Below are 23,659 nucleotides of genomic sequence, written 5' to 3' on the forward strand. Positions count from 1 at the left end.
TCAAAGAATAGTCACAGAAATGGCCAGCACTGTATCGATTACGGAAAGGTTGAAAACATACATGGATCTGTGGCAAAGCTGCAAGGTGCAGTCCAATCTTTTGCCAGATCTAGAGAAGATTGCTGAGAAGCTGTGTTATGAGCGCGGCTTTTATGAAAAGATCGAGTGGCACTACCCCAACCTACCTTGGTACTGGGCGGGAATTTTACATGCAAGTATGGAATTCGAGGAACCTGACCAGTTCTGGAGGCAAGTCACACGCAAGCTGAGTGCGATTCAGGGGGAACAGATACCAGCAACACTTAGTGCTCGCCTCTTTGCCTTCGATGCCTATAACGGCTTTCAGGGTCGAGATGGTCAGGAATTTATTACATCGTTTGTTTGGGCTGGGACTAATCACACTAAGGGCATTGATGCGACTCCAGGTTGTGCGGCAATTCTCTACTTTCTGCAAGCTTTAGGACTCAAAGATGAGCAGACTGAGCAGGGGGAGTTTAATCTGGAAGTGACCTCTGATACAGTGTTTAAAAGCTGCTCGTTGCCCTCACACAAACTGCCAGTAGCTGAAAAAGCCAGTGTCCAAGCTGGGACGAGGTTGCCAGTAGTTGAAGTTGCGATCGCAGATGCTCAGCACGTCCGAGTTACGCTGAAGACTTCAGTTCAAGATCACCGCGTTTGGTTCGTCTATGGCGGTCATCTCCAAGTTGAAGGCTCCCAGATTGCGGCTGTCCCGACCAAGCCGAAGACTCTAGCCGAGAAAGTCGTTGCCTACTGCCAGAAGAAGAGCTACAAAATTGACAAAGAACCTGGACACAAAAATATCATCTACATCGAGGGCATGAACCCGGACGGAACACTCAATGACAATGCTCTCAATGTCTGGAACGACCTGCGCACTGTTATTGAGTTCCAAGACGGCAAGCCGGAAATAATTGGCTGTTGGGACGCCACAACACAGCCAGGTAAATATTATACATACACGCCCATGAACCCCAAAGGCGCGGCAATGATCGCCTTTGGGCAATACACCGCATGGCGGGTAGGAATGCACTTAAATAAACATGAAGCCCTCGTGCAATGCGGTACGGTCACTGTTCATCGTGATTTCAATCGGTCAGGCACGCGGGATGCTAAAGATTCAATGGATACAGGTCTGTTTGGCATTAACCAACACTGGGGAGGTGACAACCCGAAGTCAGATATAGGACGCTGGAGTGCTGGCTGTCAGGTAGGCAGGACGAAACAGGGGCATCGCGATTTCATGGCGATGATTAAGTCAGACCCACGCTACCGAGCAAACCGCAATTTCATGTTTACTACTACTATTATTGATGGCAAAGACCTCTTAGCCCAGTTTCCTCTCTAACCTTCACCGTTTGGGGAGCATCCCAAAGCCCAGCCGCCTAGATACCTGGCGAATGGAATTCGCGTCTACAAAAACCAAGTCCGTCTTCACGGACTGAGGAAATATTAAGGGAGTTGAATCCCGCAAAGGAGGTTTTGGTTTGTCTAGCTGCGATTTTGATCGCCAAGTTAAATTTGTATAGCAACGATTTCCACTACCAAGCTACCCAGTAGGCAATTCCCAATCAGAACATATCGATTTACTTTGATGGTGAAATGCTTGATTCTTGACATAGTTAGCCACACCACAAATATCATTATGGCTAACGGTAAAAGCTCCATAACTGCCTTGCCATTTGAAGAATTCATCAGGCTTAATTTTATGAGTAATTAAATGAGAGGAACTACCCTTAACATTTTTGATTAGCTCAGACACGCTTAAAGTCGGTGGAATTCCTGTCAATAAATGTACATGTTCCTCTATGCCACCAATCGCAATTACTGTACCTCCTAACCGATGGCACTGCCTAATGATCGATCCATAGATGGCTTCCTGAATATCTGGCGTAATCAAAGGCAATCTATCCCAAGTTGCCCAAACACAATGGAGATACAACTGCGTAAAATTTGCTCTCATGTTTCTCTAACCCGCGAAGGCGGGTTTCGGTTATGTAGCTGCGGTTTCAACCGCCAATTATAGGGTGGGATCTCTCCACATCTTTGCGTCCCTGCGTAGTCTTATTGACGTTTCCTCTCTTTCAAGGCAGATTATTGGATAACCTCAACTGAGGCTCGTGACCCCTTGTCCTTCCTTCTGTACAGCTGCCTGAAAATGCCCAATTTATTTGATGCCTTCATCTCCTACGGACGTGCAGATAGTAAAGCATTTGCTACAAAACTTCAGACTCGCTTACTCGAACAAGAGTTAAAGGTTTGGTTTGACTTCAATGATATTCCCCTTGGGGTCGATTACCAAAATCAAATTGATGATGGCATTGAGAAAGCTGATAATTTCTTATTTATTATTGCGCCACACTCTGTTAATTCTCCCTATTGTGGTAAAGAAATCGAGCTAGCAATTAAGCGTAATAAACGGATTATTCCTTTATTGCACGTTGAGCAAATTAGTCGGGAAACCTGGCAGCAGAGATTTCCTCATGGTACTGACGAAGAGTGGGAAGCGTACACAGCACAAGGGAAGCATTCCGCTTTCCAGAATATGCACCCGACAATTAGCAAGATTAATTGGGTGTATTTTCGAGAGGGAATTGATGATTTTGAACAGTCTTTGGCGGGTTTAATTGAATTATTCAAGCGTCATGCTGATTATGTGAAGCAGCATACCCAGTTTTTAGCCAAGGCTTTGGAGTGGGAGAGGCATCAAAGACAAACGAACTATTTGCTAGTTGGGGATGATAAACAACAAGCAGAAGCTTGGTTAAAAAGACGCTTCAAAGATGAGCAATCCCCGTGTCTTCCTAATGATTTGCATTGCGAGTACATCACTGAAAGCATCAAGAATGCTAATAACTTGATGACTCAGGTAATTATCTCCTATGCCAATGAGGACAGGGGGACAATGGAGAAGATTTGTAGGAGTTTGCGGCGAGAAAGTATTACCGTTTGGACGAATAAAACTGATATTAAAACCGGGGAAGACTTCGAGGCGGCGATTAGGCGGGGAATTGAACAGGCAGATAATTTGGTTTATTTGCTTTCCCCTGATTCGGTAAAGTCGGATTTTACTCAGCGGGAATTAAATTATGCCCTATCCCTCAATAAGCGGATTATACCTGTGTTGGTGCGGGAAACTTCATCGAAACAGATACCGAATGAGTTGCGGGATTTGCAGTATATTGACCTGACGGATAATTCAAAAGAAGAAGATTACTTACTTGATGAAAGTGAGTTATTGAGGATTCTGCATCAGGATGAAGCCTATTATAACGAGCATAAGGTTTTACTAACCAAAGCGCTGAAGTGGGAAAGGCAGCACGATAATCCTAGTATTCTGCTACGGGGGTATAACCTGCGCAGTGCTGAAATTTGGTTGAAGGTAGCACAGAAAAGAACACAGCATCCACCTACCCAGTTACAGGAAGAATTTATTGCCGAAAGTCTGCGACAACCGCCATTAGAGTCCCTAGATGTATTTATTTCCTATTCCCGTGCAGACTCTGATTTAGCCAGAAAGCTGAATGATGCCCTACAGATGCAGGGTAAAACGACTTGGTTTGACCAGGAAAGTATTGCCTCAGGGAGTGATTTTCAGCAAGAGATTAATCGGGGAATTAAAGCCTGTGATAACTTTTTGTTTATTCTCTCACCTCGTTCTGTGGCTTCCCCTTACTGTGGGGATGAGGTGGAGTATGCAGCCAGCTTAAATAAGCGCTTGGTGACGGTGCTGCATCGGGAAGTAAATACGGCAAATTTGCATCCGGAATTAGCGAAGGTGCAGTGGATTGATTTTAATCAGAATCAGAGAGATTTCAATGCTAATTTCAACCAGTTGGTGAGAACCCTTGATACGGACAGGGAACATGTCCATAGTCATAGTAAATGGTCGCAGCGGGCGATTGAATGGCAGGAGAAGGATAAAAGTGCTGATTTGCTGTTGCGGGGGAGTGAGTTGGCGGTGGCTGAGGCTTGGTTGAAAGAGACTGAGCAAAGCAAAAAACAGCCTTCGGTAACGAATTTACAGAAAACATTTATTGAATCGGGTGTAGCGTTGCGAGAGCAACTCATACACCAAGATGAAGAACGTAGACAGCGAGAACTGAAGCAGGCTCGCAAGATTGTTGCGGTTTCAGTTGCTGCTGTAGTGGGGGTTACGGTTTTAGCTATTTTTTCTGGATTTCAGTGGCAGATGGCAGAGAAGCAAAAAATAGAGGCGGATAAACAAACAGTCAATGCCCTAGCCCAAGCATCTATAGCTGCTGGGGCAAATGATCAGCCGCTTGATGCTTTGGTAGCTGCTGTCAAAGCCGTGAAACGAGTCAAACAGGAAAAACGAGAACAGATGGGAGTCCAGAGTCAGGCACTTGGTGCTTTGCGGCAGGCTGTTTATGAATTGAATGGCTTCAATTCGTTTATTAACTCTCCTCTACCAAAATCGTCTGGTTTCGGAGAGGTTAATCGGTTCAAAGGGCATACTTTTGAAGTCAAGGATATCAGTTTTGGCTCTGATAGCAGTAGGATCGTCTCTGCTGGTGATGACGCGATTAAACTGTGGAGTCGAGATGGGGATTTACTAACAACCCTAGAAACTGAGCAGGAGCCAGATGATACTGTCCGTATTAGTCATGATGGCAGCATAATTTCCACCAACAGACATAACAATACTGTCCAACTGTGGCATCAAGATGGTAAGTTACTCAAGACCATAAAACTTGGTGAGTATTCACCTGATCAATTCCGCTATAACCTAACCAGCCTTGGCCCTAAAGGTAACCTTAGCCCTAAAGGTAATCGGATTGTTACCATTACAGGAAGTGGGGACAGCCAGATTATCAAACTGTGGAGACACGATGGCTCGTTAATCAAGCAGCTAGAAGAACCTGGTAATGTGAATTTTAGTGCTGATGGCAAGATAATTTACACAGTTAACTATAATAATGACAATAACAAGAGTAAACTTAAACTGTGGAATCAAGATGGTATTTTACTTAAGATTTTAGAGTTCAATGGGTGGTTGATTAACGTTAGTCTTGGTCCCGATGGCACCGAAATTGCCACTACTATCAACACTACTATCAACTACGATGAGCAGCACACAATTAAAGTCTGGAGTCAAGAGGGCATCTTACTCAGAGAAATACGTAATATTAATGAGAGGGTTGGACACCTCAGTTTTAGCCCTGATGGTACTGTGATTGCTGCTGTTACTGGGAATTATAATAATAAGATTAAACTTTGGGATCGAGAGGGTACTTTACTCAATACCCTCAAGTATGATTTTCGGATTGAAAATATCAGCTTTAGCCCCGATAGCACTATGCTTGCTGTTGGTTCAGATGATGATGATGGCACCATCGTATTTTTGCGTCGGCTGGAAACTTTAAGCGATATTACATTACTCAAGACGATAAAAGAGGCTGGGAATGTGACTTTTAGTCCTGATGGCAACATGATTGCCTCCAGCAATTTTTTATTGGTTCCTTCTAATGTTGTGTATGAAAATCCCCCAACGGACTTCACTATTAAACTTTGGGGTTTAGATGGCACCTTACTCAAAACATTGGCAGGGCATGAAGGTTCGGTATCGAGCATTAGATTCAGTCCTGATGGCAACAAAATTGTTTCCTCTTCTGGAAGCACTATCAAAGTGTGGCATCGAGACGGCACCTTACTCAATACAATAGAGACTGGCTTTAAGCATAGTGCTATTGACACCCAATTTAGCCCTGACGGTCAGTTAATTATCTCTCGTGGTCCTAGTTCTAATGGTTCTTCAAATGTTATTAAGTTTTGGAATCATAATGGCGAGTTAATTAAAACCTTTGACTTGGAAGCAGGTAGCCCTTGGATTAAACTTATCCCTGATAGCCAGATGATTGTCTTCAGCAATGGGAACACAATCACGCTGTGGAGTCGAGATGGTTCCTGGCTCAAAACTTTAGAAGGGGATGGTAATGATATCTTCTTTAGTCCTGATAGTCAGAGAATTGCCTTCAGCAGTGGGAACACAATCACGCTGTGGAGTCGAGATGGTTCCTTGATCAAAGTCTTAGAAGGGCATAGCGATAAAATACTCAATGCTAGTTTTAGCCCTGATAGTACTACGCTTGCTACGAGCAGCGCTGATGGCACCGTCAAATTTTGGAATCGAGACGGTAATTTGCTCAAAACTTCGATCCAAAATAGTAGTGCAGTCGAGAGGATCAGCTTCAGCCCCGATGGTACTATAATTGCTACTGAACATTGGGATGACAAGACAGTGAAACTTTGGCGTCGAGATGGTTCTCTCATCAAGACTCTTGAAGGAAAAAACAGCTACATCAGGTTCAGTCCCGATAGCAAGAGGATTATTACTGATTTTCCAGTGCATTCTATAGACTCTGGTAATTTCAACAAAGATGCCAAATTATGGGACAAAGAAGGCAACTTCCTCAATACGCTGTCTGGTATCAATATAGATGAGATAGCAAATATTAGCCTTATTTTCAGCCCTGATGGCAATATGATTGCCGCTGCTGGAGGAACCGTAAAACTTTGGAGTCGAGATGGCCTCCTACTAAGTACGCTGAAAGCAGGGGGAGATTCAGGCTATGGTATCCGTTTCAGCTCTGATGGCGACACGCTTGTCTTAGCCAGCAGGACCAGTGGCATTGTCATGCTTTGGAATTTAAATTCTAATGACTTGCTGAAGTGGAGTTGTAGTTGGTTGCATGGCTACTTGAAGACTAACCCAAAATTAAAAGATGATCGGCATTTGTGTGACAGCATTGGCGAGAAGTGATCTCAGGCAGAACACCCAATATTAATAAGTTCGGTTTTGTAGCGATGAAAGCGATCACTCACACCCTGTATCGCCTGCGGTTTGCCGAAGTGAGAGCATGGAGTCCCTTGCAACCTACAGGCAATCCCGGTGAATTTGTCAGTATGCTGATTCGGCAGATTTCTATTAGTTAAAAAACCTCTCCTCAGCCCTTCTTTCCAACTCGCAAATACTGTATTTAGCCCCCCAGCCCCCAATTTTGGCGGAGTCCGGACTCAAAGTCCTCCAACTTTGGAGGATTTAGGGGGCTGGAAGATTCCCTTGGGTTAGCAGGAAACTCAACACCAGTATGGGTTACACTTCACTAACTCATCCTACAAATAATTAGGCTCACCTACTTTACTTAGTGTTTACAGCTCAATTTTCCATTTCCTATTTTCCACTTCCCCCTTGCCTCCGGAAAAGCTAAGAAAAACAGTAATGTCACTATGCCAACTTGATCCCCACAGCAGTTCGCGTCACAATACAAAAAGAGTAAACTTTCTTATCATTTGTGACGCAATCTCTCAAAAATGGTGCTGCAACAGCTAACTAAAACCCCCCCAGCAACTCCTCTGGGCTTTGATTACGACCTAGCAATTGTCGGCGGTAGCATTGCTGGAGCAACACTCGCCTGTGCTTTGAAAAACTCCGACTTAAGTGTGGTGTTAATTGAAGCACAGCCTCAGTCTGTGGCGGTGCAAAGACGGCAAGCTTACGCGCTTTCTATCCTTTCTGGGCGCATTCTTGAAGGAATTGGCGTTTGGGATAAGATATTGCCTCAGATTACGACATATCAGCAAATTCGCCTTTCAGATGCTGACTATGCAGGCGTTGTCAACTTCCGCCCTACCGATGTTGGTACTGATGCTCTCGGCTACGTAGGAGAACACCGCCCGGTACTAACATCCTTACAAGAGTTTTTGGCAGATGCTCCCAACATCAGTTGGTTGTGCCCTGCGGAAGTGGTAGAGGTGGCATACCAAGCATCTGGCGCACAAATCAAGGTGAAGGTAGCAGATACTTATCGCCAGATACGGACACGCCTAGTTGTTGCTGCGGATGGGGCGCGATCGCAAATTCGTACTGCTGCTGGTATTGGTACTCATGGCTGGAAATACTGGCAATCTTGCGTAACAGCAAGAATTAAACCGGAAAAATCCCATAACAATACTGCCTTTGAGCGCTTCTGGCCCAGTGGCCCGATGGGAGTTTTGCCCTTACCAGACAACCGCTGTCAGGTAGTCTGGACAGCGCCTCACGCAGAAGCCCAAGCTTTAAAGGATTTAGAAGAAAAAGAATTTTTGGCGTTACTAGAGTACCGCACAGGCGGTCTGCTGGGACGTATCGAGTTAGATAGTCAGCGTCTAGTATTTCCAGTGCAGTTAATGCAAAGCGACCGCTATGCTCAATCAAGACTAGCACTGATTGGAGATGCGGCCCACTGTTGCCATCCCGTCGGTGGTCAAGGATTAAATATGGGTATTCGGGATGCCGCAGCCCTCGCCCAAGTGATCCAAGAAGCACAGCTACGCGGTGAAGATATTGGCAATGTAGGCGTACTCAAACGCTACGAAAACTGGCGCAAGCGAGAGAATCTGGCAATTTTGGGTTTTACTGATTTCTTGGATCGGATGTTTTCTAATAACTGGTTGCCTTTAGTCGCGACTCGCCGTTTAGGTTTATGGATCTTGGGGCGGCTGCGTCCTCTCAAGACTTATGCTCTCCAATTAATGACAGGTTTAAGGGGACGTCCTCCCCGGTTGGCTCAGCGCTGACCAAAATTAGTGTAGTAAACTTTGATTTAATAGGGGTGCTGATTCAAACAGAGTTTTTGATAAACTCTCATTTAACAGGGGTGCTAATGGAAAACTTTTCAGGCTATAAAATTCTTTGAGTACCCTGCTTATGTCACATCTATCTCCAGAAGCTCAAGCACTTCGCGAACGTATCTCCCGCTACACACAGCCAACCCAAAACGAAATCGATAAAATCCTCAAAATTGAGTTTGAGTTTATTCAATTATTGGATTTAATTTTGCGCTCTCATCCTCTGGATGCCCGAACCAAAGAAGCACTAGCCCGTCTAGAGGAGTCAAGAATTTGGGCAGGACTTAGCGTCAAGCGAGGTCAGCAGGAGGAGTATCAAAAATCAGATTACTTATCGTTTGACCATGATATATCTAGTGAAGACCATCTGACAAAAAGCCAATCCCTGGAACCTGCTTTCAAGGTTGTCCTAGATACCATTTTGAATCGTTGTCTGCCAAATCGAGAGATGGATTTAGCGATCGCCAGATTAAATGATACGAAGTCAGCACTCAATCTAGAGGCTTATCAGTTAAGTCTTCGATAAAGTAGAATTCCAATTCAAAAATATGACTTGACAAAATTACTAGTTCAGTGCGACAAACTCGGATTAATCTTAGTTTGTCGCTAGCCATTTCGAGAAGATTTATCCCCAATTAGATGTCTTGAGTTGTAACTGTTGCAACTCACTCGGCGCGACTGCTCCCCGCTCAGTAATAATCGCTGTAATTAAATCAGCAGGGGTGACATCAAAAGCAGGGTTATAAAACTCCACTCCTGGTGGACAGACAACCGTCTCTCCTACTTGATAAATTTCTGAGGGGTGGCGCTCTTCAATCGGAATTCCTTGACCAGTAGCAAGCTTAAAATCTATCGTGGACATGGGAGCCGCCACAAAGAAAGGAATATCATGAGCCTTAGCAACTAGTGCCAAACTATAAGTGCCAATTTTGTTAGCAGCATCCCCATTCGCCGTAATTCTGTCAGCACCGACGATCACGGCATCAATCATTCCCTGTTTCATGCAGTGAGCTGCCATATTATCAGTAATCAAGGTTACTGGTATTTCTTCTTGCACACATTCCCAGGCAGTTAACTTAGCACCCTGCATCCGGGGACGGGTTTCTGAAGCGTAAACTCTGGCGAGTCGCTTTTCTCGCCATGCAGAGCGTACAACACCCAATGCAGTACCGTATCCTGCGGTTGCTAGGGCTCCAGCATTGCAATAGGTCAAAATGCATAAATTTTCTGGAGTTGTCGGCAATACTGACAAACCTTGGTCGCCAATTGCCTGACAAGTTTGTAAATCTTCAATTTGAATTGCTTGGGCCGTCGTTAGTAAAGATTCTTTGAGCTGCTCTACTGAACCAAGGTTTTCGTAGGCAGTATTGAGCATTCGCCCGATAGCCCAAAATAAATTTACTGCGGTAGGACGAGTTTGTCGCAGTAACTGGGCAACCTTTTCCAGTTGGTTTAAAAAAACGTCGCGGTCTTCTGTCTGAATCTCTCTTGCACCGAGGTACATTCCGTAAGCTGCCGCTACGCCAATGGCTGGTGCTCCTCGGACAATCATTGTTTTAATTGCCCGTGCCATATCATCAGAGCGGCTAATTCCCACAACTCTGTACTCGGTGGGCAATTTGGTTTGGTCAATCAGTAAAACCCGGTCTTCGTTCCAGATAACGGGATAAACCTGAGTAGAAGGAGAAGTCATTATTCTAGTTATTTTAATAAAAACTTAACTTATATTTTGCACTAAAAACACGGGACAAATTTTGGCATTTTTTACCTGAGTTCGAGGCCACCTTAGAACTCTTGATTTTTCGTTACTGCTTTCACTAAATTACAGCCAGGATGTAGTGCTTATTTTTCCCTCGTTTCCGGTGTCTCGCCATCTAGGATATCTACTCTCTTTGAGAGCAAGTTGCTCAAGTTGCTATTAGAGTCTTTGCCCCTGTTCTCTATCGAACCGTATACTGACCAGCTTTACTGAGAAAATGTCCGTAATCGATCGCATCTACAGAAGTATTTAAGCTGATGCGCATTTAAATTGGGTATTCTCGGTTGCCCGTCTGCCCTACGTTCATCCCTTCGCTTTGATCGTTCACCCTTTAGTCATGCTCCGCTTTCCGCGTAGCGTTTCCTTTGAGGAGAGGGTAAGGCTCGGCAAACCATTTTTCCTATTCCCTCTGAGAAAATTTAGGTATCCCATCTAAATATCGAGCAGCTTATCCAAATAAAACCAACTCGAATATGGGGTTAAAGTAATGGCAATTAAACAATCAAAAATATTACTGATAATAGAACAGTGTAATCCTGAGTGGTCATCTGTACCACTAGAAGGTTACAAATACTTTGAAGCAATTAGCCAACTTGTTGATGTAACTCTTGTTACCCACGAGCGAAATAAAGAAGCCCTTGACAGGAGAAAAGAACATCAAAAAATTGTTTATATTTTTGAGAGTGTTTTAAGCAAGAAGTATTATTCATTTTTAGAGAAAGTTACTTCCAGAAACGGGACAGTTAACTGGCCTTTATTCCATGCATTAAGCTACCCTCTTTACGAAGAATTTAATTGTCAGGTTTATAAAAAGTTCCGAAGACAAATACTGAATGGAGATTATGATTTGGTGCATGCACTGACTCCGATGATGCCAAGATATCCTGTTAAGGTAGTTGAGGCATGTAAGCAAACCCCTTTCCTTTTCGGTCCAGTTAACGGTGGCGTCCCTTTCCCAGAAGGCTTTCAAGAAACAGCAAAAAAAGAATATGCTCATTTAAATTTCTTGAGGGTTATTGGTCGATACTTAATCCCAGGCTATGTGGCTACTTATAAGAAAGCAGACAAGATTTTAGCAGGCTCTACCTATACTTTAAATATGTTAAAAGACTTGTTTATAATTCCGGCTCATCGGATCGAGCTGTTCTATGAGAATGGAATATCCCAGGATTTTTTAACAGAGGCAACAAGCAGCAGTCATGGCAACAAAGTTAATTTACTATTTGTAGGCAGATTAGTTCCTTATAAATGTCCTGATCTCGTCATCGAAGCTGTTAATCAATTGGATGAAAGTATCAAAAATAAAATTCAATTAACAATAGTTGGTGACGGTTCAGAGAAAGAGAATCTTCAAAAAAGAACACAAGAACTTGGTTTAGAAAAAGTAGTAAATTTGGTGGGTTGGGTGACCCAGCAAGAAACACTTGAGTATTACCGTAAATCTGATATTTTTTGCTTTCCCTCTATCAGAGAGTTTGGTGGGGCAGTTGTCTTAGAGGCGATGGCTTGTGGGCTACCCTGTATTGTGGCTAACAATGGCGGTATCGGCGAATATGTAACTGAGGAAACGGGTTTTAAAATCGAACCTCTTTCGAGAGAATATCTGACGCAGGAATTAACCCAGAAAATCCAAGTTTTGGTAGAAGATGGAGAACTACGAGAAAAAGTGTCAGTTAAATCTATCGAAAGAGCTCAAGAATTTGAATGGAACAACAAAGCAAAAAAAATTGCTGATATTTACAGTCAAATGATTAGCCAAAAATTATCTTCTAGGTCAAAAGACAAAACTAGAGACTAGAGATTTGTATCAAAGAGATGCAAGCTAGTTTTTTTTAAGTCAGATTGGCAAGGGCTTATCTGGCTGTGCTTGCTTGTGCCGGGTAATTGAACCTGTCCTCAAGAACGCAGTGTCTTCACCTCTCCTCTATAGCCACAACTATACTTCCGAGGATACAAGACAGCTAACTCTGGGAAATGTCACCCTAATTAATTATGGACAAAACTCAAAAACTCAAAACCCTGAAACGCATCCGCAGGCTCAGCCGCCTGATGGATACAGCTATACGAATACCAGGTCTTGGATTCCGCATTGGCTTAGATCCGATTATTGGTCTAATTCCCGGTGCTGGTGATCTCGTCAGTACAGGCTTTTCAGCTTACATCATCTTCTTAGCTACTCAGTTAGGACTGCCTGGACAAGACTTAAAGAAAATGATCCTCAACGTAGCTTTAGAAGCCGTTGTCGGCACTGTTCCCCTAGCCGGCGACTTATTTGACGCTTTTTATAAATCTAATATCCGTAATCTTGCCATTTTAGAGGAGCATCTGACTAAGGTTGAACCAGAACTGGAACGGGCAGCAAATGAGTCAACTAGTTACAGTGAAACCTTGTTACGTCACTAGTAATATGAACTACGTACAGCCGCTATTGCTGAGCTGTACGTTTCTGACGCTTCACTTGAGCAACTTGCTTAAAGCTTCCGCAATCAACAGAGGTGGACTCATCTACGCCTGAAGAGGACAGTTCCTGCCCCCTTGCATATTGAAGCATAACCATTGCTGCCGCGATATCACGATCACATTGATAGTTGCATTTTTCGCAATGATGTACTCGTTCTGCTAATGTTTTCTTTCTTTGATGACCGCAATTGGGACAGGTTTGAGAAGGCTTAACTTTTTGAGTAGGAACCTCAATATAAAAACCTCCAGCCTCGGAGACTTTATACTTGATTAAATCTTTGAGGTTCCCAATACCAACATCAAGCAAAGACCGATTAAGTCCTGATTTTTGCCGCCTTCTTTTACTTCCTGCTTTTGCCTTGCGAGTCATCCCTTTAAGATTGAGCTTTTCCGTCGCTACCAGGCTATTACCGCTTGCTATTTGTGTAGAGACTTTGTGTTGCCAATCTTGTCTTTGTCTTGCTACCTTAGCCTGTATTTTGGCTATAGCTTTATTTGTCTTCTTCCAACGTCGTGAAGCCTTAACTTTCTTTTTGAAGTTAGGTGAACGCTTGCGGCGACTAGTCTTGGCTATCTTGTTGATTTTTGCTTGAGCTACTTTAACAAATCGAGGGTTGTTTACCAAACCACCATTAGAATCAGCAATAGCATGATGAGTCCCGAAGTCCAAACCGATAGCTCCAGTACCTGTTTGATATCTTGTCGGAACACAATCAACAGTGATTGAAGCGTACCACTTGCCTTGTTTAAACAGGATTGTGCAAGTTTTTGGTGTACCCCAATCTCTTGCTTGACCACGCATTTTGAGCTTGCCAAGGTTAGATATTTTTAGATAACCATTTTTGCCATTGGTACAGGCACTCCACCCTGACTTACAAGGATAAGTCCAGCCTTTATAACGACGACTAGCTTTAAACCTTGGATATCCTGACTTGAGCTTAAAAAACCTCCGGAAAGCGAAATCAACACGTTTAACGGTATCTTGCAATGCGTGACTACCAAGCTCTTTGTACTCTATCCAACACTTCTTAAATTCAGGCAAACAATCCTGTTGGTCGTAGTAACCAACCGACTTATTGAACCTTTGATAAGAAGTTCTACGATGCTCAACACAAGCATTGTATAAAGCACAGTGAAGCTGGCGCCAAGAATGCATCTTATTAGCTACTTCTTTTGTGGGATAAAGTCTAAAAGTAATGCGCTTAGTCGCCATCGCCTTGCTTGACTTGTCTGGTATGCTGACGAGTGTAGTTTAACGGGTACACCCTGTCAAGATGCAGGCCAGGAAAGGCTCTCATAGTATCTTTAGTGTGCGACTACACTTTGTGTTTGTCACTCACTATCGACGTAAAGTACTTACCGCAAAAATGCTTGACCGTTTGCAAGAGATGGTCAAGCAAGTGGCAAATAAAATGTTCTGCGAATTAATCGAGTTTAATGGGGAACCTGATCATGTACATATTTTGTTGGACTTCCATCCTAAAAACTCAATCTCTGCTGTTGCTGGCAGTCTAAAAAGTTCCACGGCAAGGATGCTCAAGAAAGAATTTCCCGAAGAGGTACAACAACATTACTGGGGTAAAGTTTCCTTTTGGTCTAATTCTTATTATGTTGCCTCCTGTGGAGGTGCGCCTATTGAAACTCTCAAAAAATATATCCAGAATCAACAGAGCCCCTGACGCGCTATCCTTCCCCATTCTCAGCGAAGCGGAATGGGGACTGCCGCGCTAATTGTTCAAAAGACAGCAGAGAAATCGCGGTGAATGGTATCCCCAAGATTGATACAGGTATCCCATCTGTGTCAACCTTGAGGAATTATCTTACCAAGCAATTAGACTAAGAAACCAAACCAAAACTACGACCCAACAGCAGATGGTTGTTTGCTGAAGAATGCGTCTCGTACCTGTTGAGCCATTTGGGGACTAGTTAGACCTAAGTCTGCCTTAGACTCGTCTGGCTTAGCGTGGTCTACTAATTTATCCGGCACACCAATACGCTTCACGGGCACCAGGATATTATTATCCATTAGTGCTTCGATAACAGCGGAACCAAAGCCACCCATCAGGCAACCTTCTTCTAAGGTTACAACCCGACCAATGCGCTGTGCTAGGGGCAAGATTAACTCTGTATCCAGAGGCTTGACAAAACGGGCATTAATTACAGTTGCTTGAATGCCATGCTCACTGAGAATTTCAGCAGTTTGCAGAGCAGGGTAGACCATTGAGCCATAGCCTAAGATCAAGACATCTTCACCACTGCGGAGGATTTCGGCTTTTCCGATGGGCAATGATTCCCAGCCTTCCTCCATCAGAGGTACGCCGTAACCGTTACCCCGTGGGTAGCGCATGGCAATTGGACCATCAGTATAGTCAATACCAGTAACCACCATACGTTGTAATTCGGCTTCATCTTTGGGAGCCATGACCACCATGTTAGGGATACAGCGTAGATAAGCAATATCGTACATCCCTTGGTGAGTTGGGCCATCAGCACCAACAATCCCCGCGCGGTCTAGACAGAAGAATACTGGTAGCTTTTGAATACAAACGTCATGAATTACCTGGTCATAGGCCCGTTGTAAGAAGGTAGAGTAAATCGTCGTCACCGGACGCATACCTTCGCAAGCCAAGCCAGCAGCCAGGGTAACGGCGTGCTGTTCCGCAATACCCACATCAATGTATTGTTTGGGCAGTTTTTCTTGCAGTTTATTCAAGCCCGTTCCAGTAGCCATTGCCGCCGTAATCCCGACAATTTTAGGATTGTTCTCAGCCAGTTTTACCAGGGTGTGGGCAAAAACTTTGGAGTAGCCGGGAGGTTTGGGTTTGCTGGCGGGTACAGCTTTACCAGTAGCTAGGTCAAAGGGATTTTGGGCATGGTAGCCAACTCTGTCTTGTTCAGCGATTTCGTATCCTTTGCCCTTCGTCGTCACTACATGCACTAGCACTGGGCCGTCCTGCTTGTGTGCCGCTTTGAAGGTAGAAATCAAGTCTTCTAGGTTATGACCATCCACTGGTCCCATATAGGTGAAGCCGAGTTCCTCTAATACCGCCCCTACTTTCGGTACTGCCAAACGCTTCATACCCTCTTTAACTCGCTGTAATTCTGGAGATAAAGCATCGCCAAAAAAGGGAAGTTGCTTGAACTGTTCCTCTAAGTTATCTGCCAGGAACTGTACTGGTCCACTTAGCCGTACTTTATTTAAAGAACGGGAAATTGCACCAACGTTCGGGGAAATCGACATTTCGTTGTCGTTGAGCACCACTACCAGATTGGTGTGGGGCAAATGTCCAGCATGGTTAATTGCTTCCAATGCCATACCACCAGTTAGGGCACCATCACCAATTACCGCTGCTACTTTGAAGTTTTCCCCCTTGAGATCTCGGGCCAGGGCCATGCCCAAAGCCGCAGAAATACTAGTAGAAGCATGACCTGCGCCAAAGTGATCAAACTTGCTCTCACAGCGCTTTAAATAACCAGCAACACCATCCTTTTGCCGCAGTGTATAGAATTGGTCGTATCGGCCTGTAATCATCTTGTGGGGATATGCTTGGTGTCCCACATCCCAGGTGACCTTGTCGCGATCCAAATCGAGAGTTTGATATAAACCTAGTGTTAGTTCCACAACACCTAACCCAGGACCGAGGTGACCTCCACTTCTAGCTACGGTTTCGAGATGTCTTTCCCGAATTTGGCGGGCAATTTGCTCAAGCTGACGAATCGATAGACCGTGCAGCTGATTTGGATGAGTGATTTCACTGATATGCATACCCAATTGTTTTTGGAATTGTTACTGTATTTTATTTTTCTCTACACACTCTAAAGTATCTAATAATTTGGTTAGGGGGTGCCTGAAAAATTTTTTATTATATCAGCAGTGTTTGCTTTATTTTCTAATAAAATACTTAAATTGCAAAAACTGTACTGATAATAGTTATCAATATGCCCGAATTTAGGGATAAGGGAACAGACTCTACCCAAGGTCAATCAAGTTTAACCAGCCGTTATCACCCTAGTTCATCATTTATCGCCCATATCTCCCCGGCTTTACCTGAGGTTATATATTTAATAATCAAGTAAGTATGACATGGCATTGTAACTGACCTGATAGCAGGTCGCAGCTAAAGAACTGTGCAAAAGCGTGAGTGAGTAATGTTGTTAAGATTACGAAAAATCCCAGGAATAAGACTAGTCATCGCCACCGCGATCATCTTTTTTTTACTCACCTTAATGCTCACGCTAAATCGACATTACACCTTTTATTCTTCCTACGACCAAGGCATTTTTAATCAAGTCTTCTGGAACGGCATTCACGGTCGTTTCTTCGAGAGTTCTCTGTCTTCTCAACTCTCTACTAATGTTGTCCACAATGGCGAAGTTCCAGAAGTATCTTACCATCGGCTAGGCCAGCACTTCACCCCAGCTTTATTACTCTGGCTACCGTTGTATGCTCTATTTCCCTCACCAGCAACTCTGACAGTTTTACAGGTTACTCTCGTCACTGCGGCTGGTTTAGTTTTATATATTCTAGCAAGAGAGCATCTTGAACCTTTTGCCGCAGCCATGATTACCGTTAGCTTCTACTGCGCTAATGCTGTCATTGGTCCTACATTATCCAACTTCCACGACATTTGCCAGACTCCTCTATTGGTCTTTGGACTACTGCTAGCGATGGAAAAACGCTGGTGGTGGTTGTTTTGGCTACTAGCTGTGCTAATTCTTGCAGTACGGGAAGACTCTGGTGTTGGTCTGTTTGGCGTGGGGTTCTACATGGTCGTGAGTCAACGTTATCCTCGTGCTGGCTTGGCTGTATGCACCCTTAGCTTTAGTTATATGATCCTGCTGACCAATCTGATCATGCCGCTATTTTCCCAAGATATTTCCCAGCGGTTTATGATGGAGCGGTTTGGTCAATATGCCCAGGGAGAAGAGGCTTCTACCTTAGAAATTATTTGGGGGATGATCAGTAATCCCTGGCGTTTGCTGGTGGAACTGTTTACACCTTTTTTTGGCACAATTAAATACTTGTTGGGTCAATGGTTACCTTTGGCTTTTGTGCCAGCAGTTGCGCCAGCTTCTTGGATGATTGCTGGCTTTCCTCTTCTCAAGCTTTTTTTAGGTAAGGGAATGTCGGTACTAGCAATTAATATTCGCTACGCCATGACTGTAGTACCGGGGTTATTTTATGGGGTAATTCTTTGGTGGTCAGGGAAAAGTGATTTTAGGTTTTGGATAGCTAATTTTAAGTCGGGAGTACTTCGGCAACCAACGGAAGGTAATGGATTAGGGGAGTCTTCTCTTCATCCCCAACCGAAACACCTTTCTCGGCCGTTTCGGAGATTCTGGACGATTTGCTTGTGTCTTTCTCTGTTGTTTACCTTCACCTCTAATCCCAATCGGACATTTTACTTCCTCATCCCCGATTCTTTTTCCCCTTGGGTACATGTTTCCTTGAGTGAGCAATGGCCGCGTGTCGGGTCAATTAGGTCATTACTGGCTCAAATTCCCCCAAATGCCAGTGTAGCCGCTAGTACCTATCTGATACCCCATCTTTCTGGACGCCGGGAAATTATCCGCTTCCCAGCATTGCAGTTACGCAATGATCAACAGCAGGTAGTCAATGTAGATTACATAGTTACAGATTTGTGGCAATTGCAGCAGTATCAAGTCGCCTTCGATGAGGATCGGGGGAATTTACAGGCAATGACTGCCGTAATTGACGAAATAACTAGCAGTGGCAATTACGGTATTACCGGTTTTCAAGAAGGTGTTATTGTGATGCAAAAAGGAGCAGTCTCTAATCCAGAAGCTGAGGCGGCGTGGTTGGCATTCAGGAAAGAGATTGAGCCAATTTTGCAGAAGCAAAATTAGAACATACCGACGAAATCGGGTATCTTGCCCAAGAAATTAGATGTGCGATCGCATCTACCAAAATTTGCTCACCAATATCCGTTGTTCTTCCTCTAATGCTCAATCTGAAAAACCCCCAGCACGAGGCTGAGGGTTTTTCTTAGAGCTTACGAATAAGGTAGCTGAGGTTTCTGTATAGTTGGTTAAATTTAATCTTCTACAAACATTATGATTTCTCTGGAGAGCTTTTAGGTATAGCTGCGGTAAACCTTTTGTGATGAGTTGATGAAATTGTAATTGTCTGTACTTAGCATCTAACGGGACTTAAACGAAAATAAAGAGTTAATAAAGGTATAATTTAGGCATGGCAGCCATTTGACATTAGAGTGTAAGACAGGAAAGAGACAACCCCCGCCGCCATGCCTCCTTGCTTCGATAGATGGTGCAAACGCTTTGATGATGTCTGGAGACATCAAGCGCAAAAAAGGGAGTTTAGGAACTATATTGGGGGATTATTAGGGGAAAGTGAAGGAAAAAACCTGTCTCAAATGGCGGATAACGCGGTGGGAGTGACTTACCACCGATTACATCATTTTTTAACGGAAGCCCCCTGGAATGCTCAACAGGTAAATGAGCGGCGTCTACTGGTGATGAATCAGTGTAGCCCAACCCGAATAAGTAGAGGATTCACGTTAATTGTAGATGACTCAGGACATAGGAAAAGTGGCAATTTCACGGCGGGAGTAGGACGACAGTACATTGGAGAAATCGGGAAGACAGACAACGGAATAGTAGTGGTAACAACTCATCTATATGATGGGAAAAAAAGCCTACCGTTAGATATAGAGTTATCTCAACACGCTAGTTCTTTAGCTGAAGGAAAAAAAGATATTGAATTCCAGAAAAAGCCGGAGTTAGGCTTAGCATTAATTGACCGCAGCATGAACAGAGGATATCGACCGGGTATCGTATTAATTGATGCTGGGTATGGAAATAACACAACGTTTTTGCTGGAACTGGAAAAAAGGAAACTCAAGTATATAGGAGGATTAGCCAAAAACCGTAAGGTGATAATTGAAATAGGGATAAGTCAACGAGAAGAGATTCGCCTAGATAAGTTAGCCGAATCCTTGTCGCCAAAAGATTTTACCCCTGTTCAAATCAATCTAGATAAACTGAAAACCGTTTGGGTGGCTCCTGTAGAAGTTGAACTCTCACAGCTTGAAGGAAAGAGAACAATTGCTATCGTCATGAATGCCTCAACCTTCGACCAAGCTAGTGATGTTGACTATTTTATTACCAATGTTGAATCAACAAAAGCCACAGCCGATTGGATAGTAACTACCTACTCTCAAAGAAATTGGGTAGAAGTTTTCTATCGGGAAGCCAAAGGCTGGTTGGGTTTATCTGAATATCAAGTCAGAGATTATAGAAGCCTGATAAGACATTTCATGCTTGTGTTTTGTGCCTATACATTTATTTTATGGCACACTTTAACCGGAGGATTAAGACGGCGTTGGGCATCGAAACCTTTAAACACCTTTACTGAAGCATTAGAGGCGTTTCGGACAGCGATGTCTTTCCGTTTTATGGAGTGGTTGAACCACAATCGGGACGTATTCTTTGCTCACAAAGCTGCTTTGGGCTTTGTTTGGGCTTGAAATCTGTCTAAGTCCCACTAAGCAAAGGTGTATTTATACCTAAAAGATTTCCTGAGCAGTCGATTAGCAATTTAAGGAATACCAAGAAATTTCAGCACGCTTAGTACAGAGATTTTTCTCTAGTGTCCGCTACTCGATTATGCTCTTGTCACTGTTCCTCTTGAGCGATAGCATCAGAGGAACAGCTACGAAGTAGTAGACTAACCCCAAAAGTGATCGCTCTCTAACAAATCTTTTTATTTATCGCAGTTGATCGATAGATTCCCTTGGTAGTAGATAGGTCGATTAGTCTTGTTGGTTGGCATGGGTGCTATTTATCTTTGTCTTCAAATGCTGATATTCCTTTAAATAGCATCAGTAGACCGCCGATCAGGATGATAATTGCCAATCCACCAGCCACTAGATCGAACCAATTAGTATTTTCCACTTGATTATGCTCCCATTTTCACCAAATCCTAATCCAAAAAGCCTCAGAGTTTCCTAAGTACCAAAGTTAGTGACTCAACTGCTCCCCATTTCTGGAATTATTTAAGGTGCCTAAGTTATGTGGTGTACAACTTAAGATGGAATTTCAGACACAAGCGCAGCAAGATTGCTATAACAAAGTCGCTGGCTGGATGGATGATTTATTCAGCAAGTTTCCCTGGGAAAAGCTAGATTTACCAGGCTTTGGTCTGTTTTTGGGTTCAGCTTGGGTAGAAGTGCGGATTTACCCCTGGGGTAACGATGCGATTATTAATACTCGCTCCCACGTAGTGACAGGCGCAGCAATAACTCCAGAATTACAGAATTTCCTGCTGCAAAAAAATGCCGAGATGCTCTTTGGGGCATTTTCGCTTAACACGGAGGGAGATGTTCTCTTTGAACATACTATCGTTGGCTCTAGCTGCGACCCAGAGGAACTGGAAGCATCAGTGATGGCAGTATTGCAGATAGCTGATGAATACGACGATCAAATCGTGACTCGCTGGGGAGGGGAGCGTGCTCTAGATCGAACTCTCTAAGCAACTGCACAAAATAAATATTGTGTGTCCAACCCCCTTCCGCAACAAAATTTCCCTGTCTTGTGTGTAAATCAGGGATTAGGAAGGGGGAACACTTCACGGCGGTGAAGTTTGCTTACCTCTGAAGAAAACTCACCTGAGAATCTACTAGGAAGGCTTGGAGAACACTCCCGAAAAAGTAAATTTTTGTAAAGATTTGTTTCAAAAACCGAAGTTTATTCAACAAAATATATGTAACATCTGATCTTGAATAAGAAATCAAAGGTTTTCATTCATGCCATTTATCAAAGAAGAAGGCGGACGTTTAAATAATTTTGCTCCGGACACAAAAACCTATGTAGCAGAACCTCCGACGAAGCAGCAAAAAATCAGCTATCTGGTGTACGGTGTTGCTGCGCTGGTACTCGTTAGCGGCTTAATTTTCGTTGCCTACTCAGCATCTAAGGTTGGCTGAACATTTAAGGTATAGCCTGGAAAAAATAGGAGTTTCCGGGACTAGCTATCCCTAATTTTTCTTGGAGTAGCCAACGGCAGGGAAGTACCAGTGCGCCTTGGGAGTATACTTACTCTTTAATAGTTTCCACTGCCTTGATGGCAGTCTGGTAGTTCTCTGTCCTGCCCTGTTCTTTAAACAATTGAGCGGCTTTCTGCAAATCTTCTAAGGCTTGAGCTTTATTGTCTAACTTGAAGTAAGTAAGACCTCGATTGTAGAAGGACTCTGCGAAAGTCGGCTGAATCCGAATCGCTTCAGTATAGTCTTTGAGAGCGGCTTGATGCTCCTCTATTCTATTCTGAGTTAAGCCACGGTTATAGTAAGCTCTAGCGCTATTGGGATTGATAGAAAGCGCCTTTTCATAATCTGCTAATGCTTCCTGATGCTCTCCGAGTTCATCGCGAGCATTACCTCGGCTAACATAAGCTGTGTCATTTGAGGAATTGAGCGCGATTGCTTTGGTGGCATCAGAGATTGCTTGTTGGTAATTTTTTAAAATGTAATAGGCATAACCTCGGTTACTGTAGGCTTGATCAAATTCAGGGTTACGCTCGATAGCTTCGCTGTAATTATCAACCGCTTTTTGATAATTACCTAGGGTGTGATGTACATAGCCTAGATTGTAGTAGGTGTCAGCATCAGAGGGATTGAGTTTTAAGGCTTGATTAAAATCGGCGATCGCTCCTTGATAATCACCAGAATCTATTTTATCTACCCCTCGGTTGTAAAATTCCACCGCACTCATCTGTTGAGTCTCTGATGGTGGTTGAGGCGTTGGTTGACTACTGGGTGTCTGTGGATTCGGTGTTGGTTGACTCGGCGTCTCTGGATTCGGTGTTGGTTGACTCGGCGTCTGTTGAGCAGAGACACTTGAGGTAAATCCAACCAGTACCGTGGCGAATCCCAAAATGGCTAAATTTCGATAAGTCTGGTTCATGGTGTTTCCTCCGAGGCAGTATTGAAAAACCCTTGCCCTGTATATAATAGAATGCTCTGAAATACAAGAGATCTCAAGCAAGCTACTACTTGGGTAAATATTCCCCAAATTATGGACAAGCCTTGCTTGTAGTTGCTTGTTACTAGTCGTTATTTATGAGAAAGAGTTTCCTCTGGTAAACTAACTACCCAGCGCTAAGCGGGCACTGCCCATGAGAAAATGGGACAGCTTGTATAAAGGGAAAGAAGACATGCTCAAAAAAATTGCCGCCTTACTGGTACTAGTATTGAGCCTGGGTTTGTATAGCTGCACTGTTGGAGTAAGCGGATTACAAAGCTATGTAGATAGCGTTGATGGCTATGAGTTTTTGTATCCTAGCGGCTGGCTACCAGTCCAAGTAAATGATGGTCCGGATGTTGTCTTTCATGACTTGATCGAGCGGACAGAAAATATCAGTGTTGTGATTAGTCCCGTCCCAGAAGATCAAACCCTTGCTGATTTAGGAACGCCTGGAGAAGTAGGTTACCAACTACAAAAAAATGCGATCGCACCTCCTGATTCTGGTCGTCAAGCAGAGCTAGTCAACGCTGAAGCCCGCGAATCGGGTGATAATATCTACTACCTTCTGGAGTACAGTGTCAAACTACCTGAGCAAAAACGCCACAATATTGCCAGTGTGGCTCTCAAGCATGGCAAATTATATACTCTGAATGCTTCCAGCACCGAAAGACGCTGGAAAAAAGCCCACAATCTGTTTGAGCAAGTAGTTCAGTCTTTTACAGTTTATTAAAGCAACGTACTCTTAGCTGTTGTTGCTTGTGGCGAACCTTTAGTTTGGGATTTTGAAGA

General features: G+C 43.7%; 18 protein-coding genes. 13 read left to right on the forward strand and 5 right to left on the reverse strand.

The features are described from left to right. Positions 1–19 precede the first annotated feature (19 nt). The gene (locus ACT7WV_RS17255; RefSeq protein ID WP_445104063.1) at positions 20–1,366 is read left to right on the forward strand and encodes a hypothetical protein; all 1,347 of its coding nucleotides are present in this window, start codon (positions 20–22) and stop codon (positions 1,364–1,366) included. 201 nt (positions 1,367–1,567) lie between these two features. Here ACT7WV_RS17255 and tnpA (ACT7WV_RS17260) read toward each other — a convergent pair whose 3' ends face one another. After that, the gene (gene tnpA / locus ACT7WV_RS17260) at positions 1,568–1,981 is read right to left on the reverse strand and encodes an IS200/IS605 family transposase (protein ID WP_445104064.1); all 414 of its coding nucleotides are present in this window, start codon (positions 1,979–1,981) and stop codon (positions 1,568–1,570) included. A 195-nt stretch (positions 1,982–2,176) separates the two neighbouring features. On the opposite strand from tnpA (ACT7WV_RS17260), the gene ACT7WV_RS17265 reads away from it, so the two are divergent. The 4 genes from ACT7WV_RS17265 (at position 2,177) to ACT7WV_RS17280 (ending at position 9,175) form a co-directional block, all read left to right on the forward strand. Further along, positions 2,177–6,802: a toll/interleukin-1 receptor domain-containing protein gene (locus ACT7WV_RS17265; protein WP_445104065.1), complete on the forward strand. Its 4,626-nt coding sequence runs from the start codon at positions 2,177–2,179 to the stop codon at positions 6,800–6,802. Between the two features lie 44 nt (positions 6,803–6,846). Then, positions 6,847–6,975, forward strand: a complete 129-nt coding sequence (locus ACT7WV_RS17270; protein ID WP_445104066.1) for a hypothetical protein — start codon at positions 6,847–6,849, stop codon at positions 6,973–6,975. Positions 6,976–7,353: 378 nt separating this feature from the next. Next, a complete protein-coding gene (locus ACT7WV_RS17275) occupies positions 7,354–8,598 on the forward strand; it encodes an FAD-dependent hydroxylase (RefSeq protein ID WP_445104067.1) in 1,245 nt (414 codons plus the stop codon). 130 nt (positions 8,599–8,728) lie between these two features. After that, entirely contained in the window at positions 8,729–9,175 is a 447-nt protein-coding gene (locus ACT7WV_RS17280) for a hypothetical protein (RefSeq protein ID WP_445104068.1), read from the forward strand. Positions 9,176–9,274: 99 nt separating this feature from the next. Here the strand turns inward: ACT7WV_RS17280 and mtnA are convergent, their stop codons facing one another. Further along, positions 9,275–10,342, reverse strand: coding sequence for an S-methyl-5-thioribose-1-phosphate isomerase (gene mtnA, locus ACT7WV_RS17285; protein WP_445104069.1), 1,068 nt, complete (start codon positions 10,340–10,342; stop codon positions 9,275–9,277). Between the two features lie 553 nt (positions 10,343–10,895). On the opposite strand from mtnA, the gene ACT7WV_RS17290 reads away from it, so the two are divergent. Continuing rightward, complete coding sequence (locus tag ACT7WV_RS17290; protein ID WP_445104070.1) at positions 10,896–12,206, forward strand: glycosyltransferase family 4 protein; 1,311 nt, start codon at positions 10,896–10,898, stop codon at positions 12,204–12,206. Between the two features lie 194 nt (positions 12,207–12,400). Then, complete coding sequence (locus ACT7WV_RS17295; RefSeq protein WP_445104071.1) at positions 12,401–12,811, forward strand: DUF4112 domain-containing protein; 411 nt, start codon at positions 12,401–12,403, stop codon at positions 12,809–12,811. A gap of 22 nt (positions 12,812–12,833) precedes the next feature. Here ACT7WV_RS17295 and ACT7WV_RS17300 read toward each other — a convergent pair whose 3' ends face one another. Next, positions 12,834–14,081, reverse strand: a complete 1,248-nt coding sequence (locus ACT7WV_RS17300) for an RNA-guided endonuclease InsQ/TnpB family protein (protein ID WP_445103582.1) — start codon at positions 14,079–14,081, stop codon at positions 12,834–12,836. Between the two features lie 61 nt (positions 14,082–14,142). Between ACT7WV_RS17300 and tnpA (ACT7WV_RS17305) the strand changes: the two genes are divergently transcribed. Further along, on the forward strand, positions 14,143–14,547 hold the full coding sequence (gene tnpA / locus ACT7WV_RS17305; protein ID WP_445103581.1) for an IS200/IS605 family transposase: 405 nt from the start codon (positions 14,143–14,145) through the stop codon (positions 14,545–14,547). A 176-nt stretch (positions 14,548–14,723) separates the two neighbouring features. On the opposite strand, the gene dxs is transcribed toward tnpA (ACT7WV_RS17305), so the two are convergent. Then, a complete protein-coding gene (gene dxs, locus ACT7WV_RS17310) occupies positions 14,724–16,634 on the reverse strand; it encodes a 1-deoxy-D-xylulose-5-phosphate synthase (RefSeq protein ID WP_445104072.1) in 1,911 nt (636 codons plus the stop codon). 383 nt (positions 16,635–17,017) lie between these two features. Here dxs and ACT7WV_RS17315 point away from each other — a divergent pair, with 383 nt between their 5' ends. The 4 genes from ACT7WV_RS17315 (at position 17,018) to psb34 (ending at position 21,834) form a co-directional block, all read left to right on the forward strand. Next, on the forward strand, positions 17,018–18,736 hold the full coding sequence (locus tag ACT7WV_RS17315; RefSeq protein WP_445104073.1) for a DUF2079 domain-containing protein: 1,719 nt from the start codon (positions 17,018–17,020) through the stop codon (positions 18,734–18,736). Between the two features lie 398 nt (positions 18,737–19,134). After that, positions 19,135–20,376, forward strand: a complete 1,242-nt coding sequence (locus tag ACT7WV_RS17320) for an IS701 family transposase (protein WP_445101212.1) — start codon at positions 19,135–19,137, stop codon at positions 20,374–20,376. A 563-nt stretch (positions 20,377–20,939) separates the two neighbouring features. Next, on the forward strand, positions 20,940–21,380 hold the full coding sequence (locus ACT7WV_RS17325) for a T3SS (YopN, CesT) and YbjN peptide-binding chaperone 1 (RefSeq protein ID WP_463424268.1): 441 nt from the start codon (positions 20,940–20,942) through the stop codon (positions 21,378–21,380). Positions 21,381–21,654: 274 nt separating this feature from the next. Beyond that, positions 21,655–21,834 (forward strand): photosystem II assembly protein Psb34, encoded by a 180-nt coding sequence (gene psb34, locus ACT7WV_RS17330; RefSeq protein WP_445104075.1) that lies wholly within the window; start codon positions 21,655–21,657, stop codon positions 21,832–21,834. Between the two features lie 109 nt (positions 21,835–21,943). On the opposite strand, the gene ACT7WV_RS17335 is transcribed toward psb34, so the two are convergent. Next, complete coding sequence (locus ACT7WV_RS17335; protein WP_445104076.1) at positions 21,944–22,810, reverse strand: tetratricopeptide repeat protein; 867 nt, start codon at positions 22,808–22,810, stop codon at positions 21,944–21,946. Positions 22,811–23,060: 250 nt separating this feature from the next. Here ACT7WV_RS17335 and psbP point away from each other — a divergent pair, with 250 nt between their 5' ends. Next, positions 23,061–23,600, forward strand: coding sequence for a photosystem II reaction center PsbP (gene psbP, locus ACT7WV_RS17340; RefSeq protein WP_445104077.1), 540 nt, complete (start codon positions 23,061–23,063; stop codon positions 23,598–23,600). The last annotated feature ends 59 nt before the right edge of the window (positions 23,601–23,659 follow it).

It is taken from the genome of Symploca atlantica LB2515 (assembly GCF_052546295.1).

What these genes read in the sequence shown, in the direction of transcription:
- ACT7WV_RS17255 (WP_445104063.1), top strand. Translation starts at nt 20, where the DNA reads ATGGCCAGCACTGTATCGATTACGGAAAGGTTGAAAACATACATGGAT.
- tnpA (WP_445104064.1), bottom strand. Translation starts at nt 1,981, where the DNA reads ATGAGAGCAAATTTTACGCAGTTGTATCTCCATTGTGTTTGGGCAACT.
- ACT7WV_RS17265 (WP_445104065.1), top strand. Translation starts at nt 2,177, where the DNA reads ATGCCCAATTTATTTGATGCCTTCATCTCCTACGGACGTGCAGATAGT.
- ACT7WV_RS17270 (WP_445104066.1), top strand. Translation starts at nt 6,847, where the DNA reads ATGAAAGCGATCACTCACACCCTGTATCGCCTGCGGTTTGCCGAAGTG.
- ACT7WV_RS17275 (WP_445104067.1), top strand. Translation starts at nt 7,354, where the DNA reads ATGGTGCTGCAACAGCTAACTAAAACCCCCCCAGCAACTCCTCTGGGC.
- ACT7WV_RS17280 (WP_445104068.1), top strand. Translation starts at nt 8,729, where the DNA reads ATGTCACATCTATCTCCAGAAGCTCAAGCACTTCGCGAACGTATCTCC.
- mtnA (WP_445104069.1), bottom strand. Translation starts at nt 10,342, where the DNA reads ATGACTTCTCCTTCTACTCAGGTTTATCCCGTTATCTGGAACGAAGAC.
- ACT7WV_RS17290 (WP_445104070.1), top strand. Translation starts at nt 10,896, where the DNA reads ATGGCAATTAAACAATCAAAAATATTACTGATAATAGAACAGTGTAAT.
- ACT7WV_RS17295 (WP_445104071.1), top strand. Translation starts at nt 12,401, where the DNA reads ATGGACAAAACTCAAAAACTCAAAACCCTGAAACGCATCCGCAGGCTC.
- ACT7WV_RS17300 (WP_445103582.1), bottom strand. Translation starts at nt 14,081, where the DNA reads ATGGCGACTAAGCGCATTACTTTTAGACTTTATCCCACAAAAGAAGTA.
- tnpA (WP_445103581.1), top strand. Translation starts at nt 14,143, where the DNA reads ATGCAGGCCAGGAAAGGCTCTCATAGTATCTTTAGTGTGCGACTACAC.
- dxs (WP_445104072.1), bottom strand. Translation starts at nt 16,634, where the DNA reads ATGCATATCAGTGAAATCACTCATCCAAATCAGCTGCACGGTCTATCG.
- ACT7WV_RS17315 (WP_445104073.1), top strand. Translation starts at nt 17,018, where the DNA reads ATGTTGTTAAGATTACGAAAAATCCCAGGAATAAGACTAGTCATCGCC.
- ACT7WV_RS17320 (WP_445101212.1), top strand. Translation starts at nt 19,135, where the DNA reads ATGCCTCCTTGCTTCGATAGATGGTGCAAACGCTTTGATGATGTCTGG.
- ACT7WV_RS17325 (WP_463424268.1), top strand. Translation starts at nt 20,940, where the DNA reads ATGGAATTTCAGACACAAGCGCAGCAAGATTGCTATAACAAAGTCGCT.
- psb34 (WP_445104075.1), top strand. Translation starts at nt 21,655, where the DNA reads ATGCCATTTATCAAAGAAGAAGGCGGACGTTTAAATAATTTTGCTCCG.
- ACT7WV_RS17335 (WP_445104076.1), bottom strand. Translation starts at nt 22,810, where the DNA reads ATGAACCAGACTTATCGAAATTTAGCCATTTTGGGATTCGCCACGGTA.
- psbP (WP_445104077.1), top strand. Translation starts at nt 23,061, where the DNA reads ATGCTCAAAAAAATTGCCGCCTTACTGGTACTAGTATTGAGCCTGGGT.